The organism is Streptomyces sp. P6-2-1 (genome assembly GCF_050613165.1).
Taxonomy (GTDB): domain Bacteria; phylum Actinomycetota; class Actinomycetes; order Streptomycetales; family Streptomycetaceae; genus Streptomyces.
In genome coordinates, this window is sequence record NZ_CP192513.1 from 3,675,234 (window position 1) to 3,688,136 (window position 12,903).

Here is a 12,903-nt window from a genome sequence, read left to right on the forward strand (position 1 = left end):
CGGGAGGGTAGCCGGTGGGCGGGTCAGTCCTCGCGCCGCTCCGGGTAATGGCACGCCACCCCGTCGGCCCCCGAGGGGGCTTCCGCGGCGCACCGCCGCCGGTCCCCGGCGGGCAGCACCGCGTACAGCGGGCAGCGGGAGCGGAACCGGCAGCCCTCCACGCGCCCGGTCGGGCTCGGCGGGTCCCCGGCGAGCAGGACGCGGCGGGCCGCGCGGGCGCGCTCGGCGGGCGGGTCGGGGACGGGCGCGGCGGCGAGCAGGGCGCGGGTGTACGGGTGGCGGGGGCGGGCGAAGACCTCGGCGGCCGGGCCGCGTTCGACGGTCGCACCGAGGTACATGACGGCGAGGTCGTCCGCCATGTGCCGGACTACGGCGAGATCGTGCGACACGAGGAGCGAGGCGAAGCCGAACCGGTCCCGCAAGCGCCCGAGCAGATCGAGGACCCCGGCCCTCACGGACACGTCGAGCGCCGATACGGGCTCGTCGAGCAGGAGCAACCGGGGCCGCACGGCGAGCGCCCGCGCGATCCCGATCCGCTGCCGCTGCCCGCCGGAGAACTCGTGCGGGAACCGCCCCAGGTCACGCACCGGATCGAGCCCGACCAGGCCCGTCAACTCCCGTACCCGGGCATCGGTTTCGGCGGCGCCCAGGCCCTGCGCGCGCGGCCCCTCCGCGATCAGGTCCGCGACGGGCAGGCGCGGGTCGAGCGAGGACATGGGGTCCTGGAAGACGATCTGCACGTCCCCGCGCAGCGCCCGCCGCCCGGCCCGGTCGAGCGAGCCGGTGCGCCGCCCGAGTACGTCGACGGTCCCCGACTCGGGCGCGGAGAGCGAGAGGATCGCGTCGAGCGTCGTCGACTTGCCCGCACCGGACTCGCCGACGAGCCCGAGCGTGCGCCCGGCACGCAGGTCGAGGTCGACGCCGTCGACCGCGTACACGGTCCCGGTACGCCGCCGCAGCAGCCCCGGGGCCCGCAGCGGGAAGGTGCGGGTGAGGGAGCGCACGGTGAGGACGGCCTCGGGGGCGGACGGCGAAGCGGCGGCGGGCGCGGCCGGGGACCCGGTGGCGGGCGTGGCGGTGGGAGCGGCCGGGGACCCGGAGGCGGGCGTGGCGGCGGGAGCGGGCGCGGCGGGCGGGCGGAAGATCTCCACCGGGGTACGGTCCACCACGTCCTCCGCGCGCCAGCACGCCACCGCGCGCCCGGGCCCCCCGCCCGCGAAGGGCGTCAACTCCGGTTCGTGGCGGCGGCACTCGTCCGTGGCGAGCGGGCAGCGGGGCGCGAAGGGGCAGCCCTCGGGGCGCGCGCCCGGCTCCGGCGGGGTGCCGGGCAGCGGGACGAGCGGGGCGCCGGGGCGGGGCACCGCGCCGAGGAGGCCGAGCGTGTACGGCATCGCGGGGCGCGCGAACAGCGCGTCCACGGGCGCCGATTCGACGAGCCGCCCCGCGTACATGACCGCCACGCGGTCGGCCGTGCCCGCGATGACGCCGAGGTCGTGGCTCACGAGGAGCAGCGCGGCCCCCGTGGCCTCGCGCGCGGTGCGCAGCACGTCGAGGACCTGCGCCTGCACGGTGACGTCGAGCGCGGTCGTGGGCTCGTCGGCGAGGAGCACGTCGGGGTCGTGCGCGATGGCCATCGCGATCATGGCGCGCTGCCGCATCCCGCCGGAGAACTCGTGCGGGAACGCCTCGGCGCGCCGCCGGGGCTCGGGGATGCCCACGAGGTCGAGCAGCTCGACGGCCCGCTCGGCCGCCTTCGCCTTCGGGACGGGCGTGTGGACCCGTACGGCTTCGGCGAGTTGCTCCCCGATGCGGTAGACGGGCGTGAAGGCCGACAGGGGGTCCTGGAAGACCATCGCGATCCGGCGCCCCCGCACCCGGTCCAGCTCCCGCGAGGGCGCCCCGACCAGCTCCGTGCCGTCGAGCCGTACGGACCCCGAGACGCGCGCGCCGCCCGGCGGCAGCCCGAGCACGGCGAGCGCCGTGAGGGACTTGCCCGAGCCCGACTCGCCGACGAGGCCGAGCACGTCGCCGCGCGCGAGGTCGAAGGACACGCCCCGTACGGCCTCCTCGGCGCCGCCACGGAAGGAGACGGTGAGGTCGCGGACGGAGAGGAGGGGCGAAGTCACGTGGTGTGCCGATCCTTTGGGCGACTGGTCGGGTCGAAGGCGTCGCGCAGTCCGTCGCCGACGAGGTTGACGGCGAGGACGAAGACGACGAGGAGCCCGGCGGGGAAGAAGAACATCCACGGGTAGGTGACGGCCGAGCCCGTGTAGTCGGCGATGAGCGTGCCGAGCGAGACGTCGGGGGCCTGGATGCCGAAGCCGAAGTAGGACAGCGCGGTCTCGCTCATGACGGCGCCGCCGACCGCGAGCGTCGCGTCGATGACGAGGAACGAGGCGACGTTGGGGAGCACGTGCCGCGTGATGATCCGCGCGGGCCCCACGCCCAACGACCGTGCGGCGCGCACGAACTCGCGTTCCTTCAGCGAGCGCGTCATGGCCCGTACGACCCGCGAGGTGACCATCCACGCGAAGAGCGCGAGCAGCCCGACGAAGCCGATCCAGCCGGTGCCGCGCAGTCGCGGCGCGAGGATCGCGAGGACGAGGAACGAGGGCAGGACGAGCAGCAGGTCGACGAGGAACATCAGGACGCGGTCGGCCCAGCCCCCGAAGTACCCCGCGCAGGCCCCCACGAGCGCGGCGATCCCCGTCGACACGAGCCCGACGAGCAGCCCGACGAGCAGCGACTTCTGGAGGCCGCGCACCGTCTGCGCGTACACGTCCTGCCCGATGCGGTTCGTGCCGAACCAGTGCCGAGCGGAAGGGGGTTCGCGCAGCGCGGTGTAGTCGATGTCGGTGTACGACCAGTGGGTCAGGAAGGGGCCGGCGAAGCCCAGGACGAGGAGGAGGACGACGACGGCGAGTCCGGCGAGCGCGGTCCGGCGCGCGAGGAAGCGGCGCAGGACGAGGCGGGCGCGGGTGGGGGAGCGCGGCGTGGAGAGGGCCGTCGGTTCGGCCTGGAGCGCGGTCACCGGCGCACCCGGGGGTCGAGAGCGGCGTGCAGGACGTCGGCGAGGAAGCCGGAGAACAGCACGATCACGGCGGCGAAACCCGAGACCGCGACGACCGAGTTCACGTCGTTGTCGGCGACGGAGTCGATGAGCCACTCGCCCATGCCGTGCCAGCCGAAGACGATCTCGGTGAAGGTCGCTCCCGTGAACAGCGCGAGGAACCCGTACGAGAAGTACGTGGCCATCGGGATGAGCGCGGTCCGCAGCCCGTGCCTGAGCAGCGTCGCGCGCCGCCCGAGGCCCTTCGCGCGGGCCGTGCGCAGGTAGTCGGCACCCAGCACGTCGAGCATCGTGTTGCGCTGGTACCTGCTGTACGCGGCCGCGGTGACGAGGCCCATCGAGAGCGTCGGCAGGAGCAGGTGCACGCCCCGGTCGCCGAGCGTGGCGAGGACGCCCGGGTGGGGGCCGGGGTCGCGCTCCCCCGTGAAGCGGATGAGGTCGGTGCCGAGGACGGAGTTCAGCTTGATCGCGCCGATCTTGAGGAGGACGGCGAGCAGGAACGTCGGCGTCGACAGGAGGAGGAAGGAGACGAGTGTGACGACGCGGTCGGAGAGCCGGTACTGCCGTACGGCCGTCCAGGCGCCCGCGAGGACACCCCCGAGCGTGCCGAGGATCGTGCCCGCGAGGAGGAGACGCAGGCTCACGCCGATCCGGCGGCCCAGCTCGGCCGCCACCGATGTGTCGTCGAGGGTGCGCCCCAGATCGCCGTGGAGGAGCCCGCCGAACCAGTGCCCGAGGCGCTCGGGGAGCGGAGTGCCGTCGTCGAGGCCGAGCGTGCGCAGGTGCGCGCTGACGGCGGCCGGGTCGGGGGGCGGGCGGCGGCCCTCGAAGTAGGCGCGCGGGTCGAGCGCCGATGCGGCGAGCAGGTAGGCGAGGGCGAGGGCGAGGAGCAGCAGGACGAGGTAGTGCAGGAGACGGCGCAGGAGGTACGTGGTCATGCGGGACGTCTCCTGAGTGGGGGGCGGCGGAGCGGAGGGCGGGGACGGGGACGGGGACGGGGACGGGGCCAGGGACCGGGGGAGCGGCGCAAGGGGGCGTGGAATCGGGCGAGTTGGGGTCCGGCGTCGATCTTCGTCACGTCGTGTTGCGGGCGTATGAAGGGAGCATGGCAACTACACGAAAACGCTTACGAAGGGCGAATCCCGGGCCTACGCTCCGGGCGTCCCGTCCTGACGCGCGCCCTGTCGCCCCGTCCCGCGTCCCCCGCCCGGAGGCTCCCCCATGCCCAGGAACACGGCCCGCACGGGCCCGGCCCTCACCGCCGTCGCGCTCGCTTCCGCCCTCGTCCTCACCGCCTGCGGAGGGTCGGGGGACAGGGAAGGGAGCGGCGACGGCGCGGGGCACAAACGCGCCAAGGCTCCCGCGGCGGGGGCGCAGGCGATCAACGCGCAGCCCGTCACGAAGCTCCGGCAGGGCGGCACCCTCAACCTCTCGGTCCAGCAGTGGATACACCAGTACAACGCGTACCAGGTGGACGGCACGAACGGCGACGCGACCGCGATCCTGGAGCAGGTCGAACCGGTCCTCCAGCCGCGCGACAGCCACGGCGTCCCGCACCCCGACCCCCACTACCTGCTCTCGGCCGAAGTGACGTCCACGTCCCCGCTGGAGATCACGTACCGCCTCAACCCGAAGGCCCGCTGGTCGGACGGCAAGCCGCTGTCCTACCGGGACTTCGCGGCGCTCGCGAAGGCGCTCGACGGCTCGGACAGCCGCTACCTCGTCGCCGACACGAGCGGCTACGACCAGATCGCGAAGGTCTCGCGCGGGAGCGCCGACAGCGAGGCGGTGGTCCGCTTCCGCGCCCCGTACGCCGACTGGCAGCGCCTCTTCCGCGTCCTGCTCCCCGCGGACTCCATCGACACCCCCGAGAAGTTCAACAAGGGCTGGCTGGAGAAGATCCCGGTCACTGCCGCGGCCTGGCGCATCGCGTCGATCGATAAGACGACGCAGACCGTGACGACCGAGCCCGACCCCCGGTGGTGGGGCGAGAAGCCGAAACTGGACAGCATCACGTGGCGGGCGCTCCAGACGCCCGCACAGACGGAGGCGTACCTCAACAAGGAGATCGACGAGACGAGCGCGATCCTCCCCGAGGACTACAAGCGGCTCGTGAAGGCCCCGAAGACGGACATCAGGAAGGGCGCGCGCTGGGACGAGGTGCACATCACGCTCGGGGCGCGGGGGCCGCTCGCCGACCTCAAGGTGCGGCAGGCCGTCGCCCGCGCGATCGACCGCAAGGGCATCACGACGGCGTTCGCGAAGGACGTGCCGGTGGCCGTCCAGCCGCTCGACAACCACTTCTTCATGCCCAACCAGAAGGGCTACCAGGCCAACGCGGGCGTGTGGGGCACGTACGACCCGAAGGCGGCGGCGAAGCTCCTCGACGAGGCCGGCTGGAAGGAGGGCGCGGCGGGCGAGCCCCGCACCAAGGGCGGCAAGCGGCTCACGCTCACGTACCTGATCAGCGCGGGCGCCAGCACGTCGGCCGTCGACCAGGCGCAGATCGTGCAGCAGCAGCTCGGGGCCGTCGGCATCGGCGTCCAGATCCGCAAGGTGACCGAGGCCGACTACTTCGACACGTACGTCAACCGGGGCAACTTCGACCTCGTGAGCTTCCGCAACGTCGACAACATCTTCCCCTCGCAGCTCTTCTCGACCTTCCAGCTGCCGCGCGGGAAGCAGAGCTTCCTCAACTTCGGCGGCGTCGGCACGAAGGAGATCGACACGCTCCTCACGAAGGCGGGCCGCGAGACCGACCCGGACGCGGCCCGCGCCCTCTACAACCAGGCGGACAAGGCCATCTGGGCCGAGGTCCACTCCATCGAGCTGTACCAGCGCCCGCAGATCATCGCCACGCGGGCGGGCCTGGCGAACTGGGGCGCCCCCGGGCTCGGGGACGTCGACTTCACGAAGGTCGGCTGGGTGAAGTAGCGGCCGCGGAACGGCCGGTGTGTCCGGCCCGCGCGTGGGGCACGACCATCGGGGTCCCCGTGCGCGGGCAGGGCACGATTCACTTCTCGCGGTTCTTCCCCTCCGCCGGAGCCTCTCCTCCGCCGTTCTTGCCCTCCGCCGGAGCCTCTCCTCCGCCGTCCTCGCGCTCCGGGCGGCCGTCCCGCGCCCGCGCGGACCATCCGGCGGCGACCACCACGAGCGCGCTCGCGAGAACCTCCCGCACCCCGAGCGGTTCCCCGAGGAAGGCGAGCCCGACGAGCGCCCCCACGGCGGGCGTGAGGGCGAGCAGGACGCCGAAGGCGCGCGAGTCGATGCGGCGCAGGACGGTCATGTCGAGCGCGTACGGGACGAGCGAGGAGAGCAGCGCGACCGCGCACCCGGGCAGCAAGGCCCCCGGATCGGCCCGCACGTCGCCGCCGCCGTGCACGGCCGCGAGCGGCACAAGCACGCACGCGCCCGCGAGCAGCGCGAGCGAGAGCCCGCCGAAGTCGGGGAAGAGCGCTCCGACGCGCTTGCTCAGCAGCACGTACGCGGTCCTGCACCCCGCCGCCGCGAGCCCGAACCCGAGCCCGGCGAGCGGCAGTTCACCGCCCGGCGCGCCGAGCAGCAGGACTCCGCCGAGCCCGAGCAGCCCCGCCACGAGGTGTGCGGGGCGGCGCGAGAGGGCGACGGCGAGCAGGAGCGGGCCGAGGAGTTCGACGGTCGCCGCGACGCCGAGCGGGAGGCGGTCGATGGCGAGGAAGAAGGTGAGGTTGTTGCCCGCGAAGACGAGCCCGAGCGCGCAGGCGCCGAGCCACTGCGCCCGGTTGTACGTGGCGAGGCGGGGCCGTACGAGAAGCGCGAGCAGCACGGCGGCGAAGCCGAGCCGCATCCCGGCCACGACGACCGGATCGACGCGCCCGTACAGGGACTTGGCCACGGCGGCCCCGAGCTGGAGGCTGCACATCTGCCCGAGCACGAGGAGGGGGGCGAGGCGGGCGAGAGTGCCGAGGGGGGCGGGCGTCGCGGGGGAGGGGGAGGAGCCAGGGGGCGCCTTCGCTCCCCCGGCGGGCGCGGAGGAGGGGCCCGTACGCGGTGTGCCGCTTCGTATGCCTGTACGCATGGCCGCCAGCGTGGTGTCATGCCCTTGTGCAGTTCAACCATTACGGCGGCGAGGCGGCCCGACTGGCGGCGGCCCTGGTCAACGCGGGCCCGGCGGACGACCTGAGCCCGCTCCTGCGCGCCCACGGCATCCACCGCCCGCCACCGGGCCCGCGTGGCGTACGGGAGTTGAGGGCCTGGGTCAGGGAGCGCCTCGCCCCCTGCTTCACCGCCTCGGGCGGCCGCCCCCTCGCCCCCGAGGCCCTGGCGGAGCGGTGCGCGCACGTCAACTCGGCCCTGGAACAGGCGGCTTCGCTGCCCCGCGTCTCCCTCCACGACGGCACCCCGCACCTGCACTACGGACCCGAGGACCAGGAGACGGTGGGACACGTGAAGGCCTCGACGGCGGCGGCGCTCGCGTACGTCGTCTGCGCGTCGAGCGCGCACCGCCTCGGCCGTTGCGCCCGCTGCGGCGCCGCGTACGTGGACACCTCGCGCGCGGGCCGCCGCACGTACTGCACGGTCCGCTGCGCGAACAACGACGCGGTGGCACGCCACCGGGGCCGCGCCTGAGCGCCCGCGCTCCCGCTACGGGACGAGTACGACGCGCTCCCCGGCGGCGACCTCCTCGGCCCACGCCTCGTCGACGCGCGCCAACGGCCGTGCGACGGGCCGGACATCGAGCCGCCCGCCGACGATCTCCGCGGCGAGCGCGGGAAGTTCGGCGACGATCCCCGCCGTCGTGACGGAGCCCTGCCCGCTCCCGACGAAGGAGAGCGCTCCGGCGCGCAACCAGGCCGAGGGGAGCGTCAGTTCGGGACCCGCCACGGAGCCGAGCTGGACCCAGGCGAGCGGGCGGGAGCGGTCGGTGCGGGCGGTGAGGAGGGCGGGCACGGCGCGCTCGGTGGGGGCGCCCCACAGGTAGTCGAGCACGACATCGACGTCGGCGGCGGCGGCGCCGAGCCGGGCGGCGACCTCGCTCTCCTCGCCGCGCAGGTCGAGCGGTTCGGCGCCGAGCGCGGCGAGGAGGCCGAGGCGGTACGGGTCGCGCCCGGCGCCGACGACGCGCGCGGCCCCGAGCCGCCGGGCGACCTGCACGGCGAGCCGCCCGGCGTTCCCTGTGGCGCCGAGCACGAGGACGGAGCCGCCGGGCGCGAGGCCGACGCGGCGGCGGAGGGCCACCCAGGAGGACATGGCCGGGTTCATCCCGGCGGCGACCGCGAGCGGGTCCGTACCGGCGGGAAGCGGGACGGCCCGGCGGCGGTCGACGAGGGCGCGTTCCGCCAGGGTGCCGAGGGCGGTGTCGGGGGCGACGAAGTAGAGGAGTTCGCCGTCCTCCGTACGCCCGACGCCGTCGATGCCGGGGACGAGGGGGAGGGCGTCGCGCGAGGTGTAGTGGCTGCCGTCGGCGGTGGAGCGGACGCGCGGATGCAGCCCTGCGGCGAGAACGTCGACGAGCACCTCGCCGGGACGCGGGGCGCGCGGCGGATCGACCTCCTCGCAGCGGGGAGGAGTGCCGAAGGAGTGGACGACGGCTGCGCGCATGAGGGGGCTCCGGGGTGGGGCGGGAGGGACGGGAGGCGGGCGAGACGCGCCGCCGGGCCCTGCTCGCGAAACGGGCGCAGGGGGGTGCGGCACGAGGCGGCGCACGCTAATTTAGTACGTGGCACGTACTACATTCGAGAGTAGTTTGTGCCGCGTACTAGCGCAAGGAGCCCTGCCGTATGCCCACCGCCGAAGCGTCCTCCCCCGGGGGCGAGGCCCCGACGAACACGGTCGACGCGCTTGTCCAGCTCTCTTTCCTCGTGCAGGGCGCCCTGTCCGCGACCGGCGCCGCGCACGACCTCTCGGTCATCCAGCTGCGCCTCCTGGGAGTGCTGCGCGACCGGCAGCCCGGCATGGTCGCACTCGGCCGCCACCTCGGCCTGGACAAGTCCTCGACGACGGGCCTGGTGAGCCGCGCCGAGAAACGCGGCCTGGTCCGCCGCTCCCCCTCCCCGCACGACGGCCGCGCCGTCCTGGTCACCCTGACCCCGGAGGGCCGCCGCCTGGCGGAGCAGGGAACCGAGGAGATCACGGAGCGCGTCAACGCCCTCACGTCCCGCCTCCCTCCCCAGGACCGCGCGGAACTGACCCGCCTGGCGGGAGCGGTGCTGGAGAGTGCGGGTGGGGGTGGCTGAGGGGAGCGGGCGCGGCGGGTGAGGCGGGGCGGGGGGGGAGAGAGAGGGAGGGTGCGGGGTGGGTGAGTCGGTGCCGTACTCACTCGCCCCGCGCGGAGGTATCCCGGGTGTTCCCCTCCCCCACCACCAGCCAAGGCCGTACCTGCCGCCGCGCGTGGTGCAGCCGCGACTTCACCGTCCCCAGCGGAATCCCCGTCCGCTCCGAGATCTCCGTGTAGTCCATCTCGCAGATGTCCCGGTAGACCAGCGGCGCGACCAGGTGCGGGCTGTCGCGTTCGAGCCGGTCGAGCGCTTCGAGGAGGTCGAGCCGCGAGCCGGCGATCACACTCGTCGTACGCGGGTCGGGCCGCTGGTGCTCCTCGGCGGGAAGCGGCTGCTCGGCCGCCCTCCGCTTCAGCTCGCGGTACTTCTGCCGCGCGCAGTTCGCCACGATCGTGTACAGCCACGTACTGAACTTGCTGCGCCCCTCGAACCGCCCGATGTTCCGCGCCACTTGGAGCAGCACATCCTGCGCCGCCTCCTCCGCGTCCTCGCGGTAGAGGAGGAACCGCCCGCACCGCCGCACCACCTCCGGCTCCACCGCGCGCAACAGCGCGTCCAGCGCCCCCGCGTCCCCGTCCGCGGCCGCCACGGCGAGCGCCTCCGTATCGGGCACTTCCCCGTACGTCCCGTACGCCCCGTACGAACCCGAGCCGCCCTCACTCATCGCCCCACCCCCGCACCGAAGAACCCGCCCGCACCCAGCACGCCGGCACCGCCCGCATCGATACCGCCCACGCCGGCACCGGCCCGGCCCACGCCTACCCCGGACCAGGCACGCCCACCCCCACCCCGCGCAGCACCGCCCGCGCCCCCGCCCCGCAGGCCCCCGCACCCCCCGCCCCCCGCGGGAAATCCGGTGCCGAAACGAAAAGTACGGAGGGGCCGCGGAGCGTCGGAGACCATCTGGGCATCATAAAAGGCATGTCCCCACCTCAGCGGATCGGTCGTTACCTGGTGCAGCGCAGGCTCGGCTCCGGCGCCTTCGCCGTCGTCTGGCTCGCCCAGGACGAGCGGCTGCAAGCCCCCGTCGCCGTCAAGGTCCTCGCCGACAACTGGGCGGGCCGCCTCGACATCAGGGAACGTTTCCTGAGTGAGGCCCGGCTGCTGCGCCAGGCCGGTTCCGGCGGTGTCGTGCAGGTCTACGACATCGGGGAACTGGAGGACGACCGCCCCTACTTCGTCATGGAGTACGCGGACGCGGGCACCGTGGAGGACCTCCTCACGGCCGGACCGCCCCCGCTCGCCGAAGCCCTCCGCCTCGTGGCGGGCGCGGCGACGGGCGTCGCCGCGCTGCACGCCGCGGGCATCGTCCACCGCGACATCAAGCCGTCGAACGTCCTGCTCAAGAGCCCCGGCGGCCCCGGCCCCGTACGCGCGGGCACCGAACGCGTCCTCGTCGCCGACCTCGGCCTCGCCAAGAACCTCGCCGCCTCATCGGGCCTCACGGTCGTCGCCGGGTCCGCCGGATACATGGCCCCCGAGCAGTCCGACCCCCCGCCCGGCGGCATCGACGCGCGCGTCGACGTCTACGGCCTCGGCGCGCTGCTCTACCACCTGGTCACCGGTACGGTCCCGGGTCCGCCGGGCCGCGTCCTGCCCCCCACCGCGCTCATCCCCGGCCTTCCCGCCCCCGTCGAGGCCCTCGCCCTCCGCGCCCTCGCCCCCGCCCCCGACGACCGCCCACCGCACGCCGCGGACTTCGCCCGCGAGCTGGAGGCGGTCCGGTCGCAGGTGGCCGAGGTGACCGAGGCGGCCGTACGGGAGCCGAAGACCGGGCCCGTACGGGAGGTACGTGCCACGCCGAGCCCCTCCCCGGGCGCCACCCCCACCCCCGTACCGCCCGAGCGGGCCCCCGCCCAAGAAACCCCCGCCCGCCGAACCCGCCTCCGCCCCCGCCACCTCCTCGTCACCCTCACCGTCCTCGCCCTCGCCGCGGCGGGCACCGCGCTCGCGATCCGCGAGAGCGGCGGCAGCGGCGGCGACGCGGGCTCCGGCAAGAGCGCGGCGACGCGCCGTATCGCCGACGCCACCGGCGCCCTCCGCCTCAGCGTCCCCGCCGCCTGGGCCCGCGAGTACGCGGACGGCGGCTGGGACCCCGCGGCGATCGGCCTGCCCTCGGCGAAGGAGCCCGGCCTCACCGTCGCCACGAAGGTCTCGGACTGGTCCGACCCGGACAGCGGCGTCAACGGGGTCTTCGCCGGAGCCGTCGACCTCGGCACGAAGGACGCCGCCTCCCTCACGGCCGCCGTCGAGGCCCTGCGCCACAGCGGCTGCCGGGAGCCGAGCGAGGAGGAGTGGGACGAGGGCGAGTGGAAAGGAGTGGTACGCACGTGGACGGGCTGCGCGGGCCACCGCCTCGCCGAGATCGCCCTGACCCCGAGGAACCCGAAGGGCCCCGAGGGCTCCCGGGACCCGAAGGACTCCGAAGGCTCCCCGGACCCGAAGGGCTCCCAGGGCTCCAGGGACCCGGAGGACACGAGCACCGCGAAGGCCGCGGGCACACGCGGCGCCTACGTGCAGATCCGCTGCGCGGAGGACGGGGACGACTGCGACGGAGTGACGAAGAAGGTACTGAGCGGGCTGGAACTGGCCCCGGCGGGAAAAAGCACCGAACGGCCGTGAACTTTCCCCGGTGACCACGCATCGAAGAAGTACGTAAGCGGGCCGTACTCAGCGAAGCCCCCCCCACGCCCCCACGAGACGCGGAGACCACCATGCGCACGACCACCGGGAAGATCACGAAGGCCCGCCGGGCAGGCACAGCGGCTGCGGCGCTCGCCGCCGCGGCCCTGCTCCTCACCGCCTGCGGCGACAATGACGGGGGCGGCAAGGACGCCGCGCAGAAGGTCGGCAGCGAGGCCGCCCCCCTCCCGGGCGACCAGAACGGCACGAGCGCCGCCGACGAGAACGGCAAGGACACGGACACCCCCGCGAGCCCCGGCGAGGACGCCTCCGCGCCGGGCGGGACCACGAGCACGAGCGGCGGCGGTACGAAGCCGAGCGGCGGTACGGGCACGAGCGACGGCAGCGACGCCAAGCCCGCCGCGAGCAGCCAGTGCCACACCTCGGAACTGTCCGCGCGCGTCGGCGACAACCACCCCGGCGCGGGCCAGGAGAACTTCGCGCTCGTCCTCACCAACACCTCGTCGCGCACCTGCACGGTCTACGGCTACCCGGGCCTCGCCTTCGTCAACGAGGCGGGCGAGCAGGTCACCGTCGACCCGCAGCGCACCGACGCGGAGAAGACCAAGGTCACCGTCGCTCCCGGCAAGAGCGCCTGGGCCCCCCTCACCTTCAGCAACCCGCGCATGACGGGCGTCACGACCATCACCCCGGCGGCGATCCGCCTCACCCCGCCCGACGAGCGCGACTACCTCAAGGCCCCCTGGAAGGGCGGCCCGGTGAGCAACACGGGCAAGGCGAGCGTCCCGCGCGTGGGTCCGTTCGCTGCCGGTACGGGGGAGTGACGGCGCCCCCGCGCGCACGGCCCGCGCCTGCCCGTACCCCCGGTTAGCCCCCTCGGCCCCTCCCGGACTGCGCCCGGCCCGCATCCCCCCGACGATGGGGAAAACGGGC

At 74.6% G+C, this 12,903-nt stretch carries 11 protein-coding genes; 5 read left to right on the forward strand and 6 right to left on the reverse strand.

Translation table 11 applies throughout. From position 1 onward, the window contains the following. Window positions 1-23: 23 nt before the first annotated feature. Genes ACQYWQ_RS15850 through ACQYWQ_RS15860 form a run of 3 tightly spaced genes read right to left on the reverse strand, consistent with a single transcriptional unit; the run spans window position 24 to window position 4,008 of the window. Window positions 24-2,126, reverse strand: coding sequence for a dipeptide ABC transporter ATP-binding protein (locus ACQYWQ_RS15850; protein ID WP_431035331.1), 2,103 nt, complete (start codon window positions 2,124-2,126; stop codon window positions 24-26). Continuing rightward, a complete protein-coding gene (locus tag ACQYWQ_RS15855) occupies window positions 2,123-3,031 on the reverse strand; it encodes an ABC transporter permease (RefSeq protein ID WP_431035332.1) in 909 nt (302 codons plus the stop codon). Before ACQYWQ_RS15855 ends, ACQYWQ_RS15850 begins: the two co-directional genes overlap by 4 nt. After that, window positions 3,028-4,008: an ABC transporter permease gene (locus ACQYWQ_RS15860; protein WP_431035334.1), complete on the reverse strand. Its 981-nt coding sequence runs from the start codon at window positions 4,006-4,008 to the stop codon at window positions 3,028-3,030. The genes ACQYWQ_RS15855 and ACQYWQ_RS15860 overlap by 4 nt, the downstream gene beginning before the upstream one ends. A gap of 283 nt (window positions 4,009-4,291) precedes the next feature. Here ACQYWQ_RS15860 and ACQYWQ_RS15865 point away from each other — a divergent pair, with 283 nt between their 5' ends. Continuing rightward, complete coding sequence (locus tag ACQYWQ_RS15865) at window positions 4,292-6,004, forward strand: ABC transporter family substrate-binding protein (protein ID WP_431035336.1); 1,713 nt, start codon at window positions 4,292-4,294, stop codon at window positions 6,002-6,004. A 79-nt stretch (window positions 6,005-6,083) separates the two neighbouring features. Here the strand turns inward: ACQYWQ_RS15865 and ACQYWQ_RS15870 are convergent, their stop codons facing one another. Further along, the gene (locus ACQYWQ_RS15870; protein WP_431035337.1) at window positions 6,084-7,127 is read right to left on the reverse strand and encodes an EamA family transporter; all 1,044 of its coding nucleotides are present in this window, start codon (window positions 7,125-7,127) and stop codon (window positions 6,084-6,086) included. A gap of 26 nt (window positions 7,128-7,153) precedes the next feature. Between ACQYWQ_RS15870 and ACQYWQ_RS15875 the strand changes: the two genes are divergently transcribed. After that, window positions 7,154-7,678 (forward strand): CGNR zinc finger domain-containing protein, encoded by a 525-nt coding sequence (locus ACQYWQ_RS15875; protein WP_431035338.1) that lies wholly within the window; start codon window positions 7,154-7,156, stop codon window positions 7,676-7,678. 15 nt (window positions 7,679-7,693) lie between these two features. Here the strand turns inward: ACQYWQ_RS15875 and ACQYWQ_RS15880 are convergent, their stop codons facing one another. Further along, window positions 7,694-8,650 (reverse strand): quinone oxidoreductase family protein, encoded by a 957-nt coding sequence (locus tag ACQYWQ_RS15880; protein ID WP_431035339.1) that lies wholly within the window; start codon window positions 8,648-8,650, stop codon window positions 7,694-7,696. Window positions 8,651-8,829: 179 nt separating this feature from the next. Here ACQYWQ_RS15880 and ACQYWQ_RS15885 point away from each other — a divergent pair, with 179 nt between their 5' ends. Then, window positions 8,830-9,285 (forward strand): MarR family winged helix-turn-helix transcriptional regulator, encoded by a 456-nt coding sequence (locus ACQYWQ_RS15885; protein WP_431035341.1) that lies wholly within the window; start codon window positions 8,830-8,832, stop codon window positions 9,283-9,285. Window positions 9,286-9,364: 79 nt separating this feature from the next. Here ACQYWQ_RS15885 and ACQYWQ_RS15890 read toward each other — a convergent pair whose 3' ends face one another. Beyond that, the gene (locus ACQYWQ_RS15890) at window positions 9,365-9,991 is read right to left on the reverse strand and encodes an RNA polymerase sigma factor (protein WP_431035343.1); all 627 of its coding nucleotides are present in this window, start codon (window positions 9,989-9,991) and stop codon (window positions 9,365-9,367) included. 257 nt (window positions 9,992-10,248) lie between these two features. Between ACQYWQ_RS15890 and ACQYWQ_RS15895 the strand changes: the two genes are divergently transcribed. Together ACQYWQ_RS15895 and ACQYWQ_RS15900 are read left to right on the forward strand one after the other, a co-directional pair. Further along, on the forward strand, window positions 10,249-11,949 hold the full coding sequence (locus ACQYWQ_RS15895; RefSeq protein WP_431035345.1) for a serine/threonine-protein kinase: 1,701 nt from the start codon (window positions 10,249-10,251) through the stop codon (window positions 11,947-11,949). A 92-nt stretch (window positions 11,950-12,041) separates the two neighbouring features. Continuing rightward, a complete protein-coding gene (locus tag ACQYWQ_RS15900) occupies window positions 12,042-12,794 on the forward strand; it encodes a DUF4232 domain-containing protein (protein ID WP_431035346.1) in 753 nt (250 codons plus the stop codon). The last annotated feature ends 109 nt before the right edge of the window (window positions 12,795-12,903 follow it).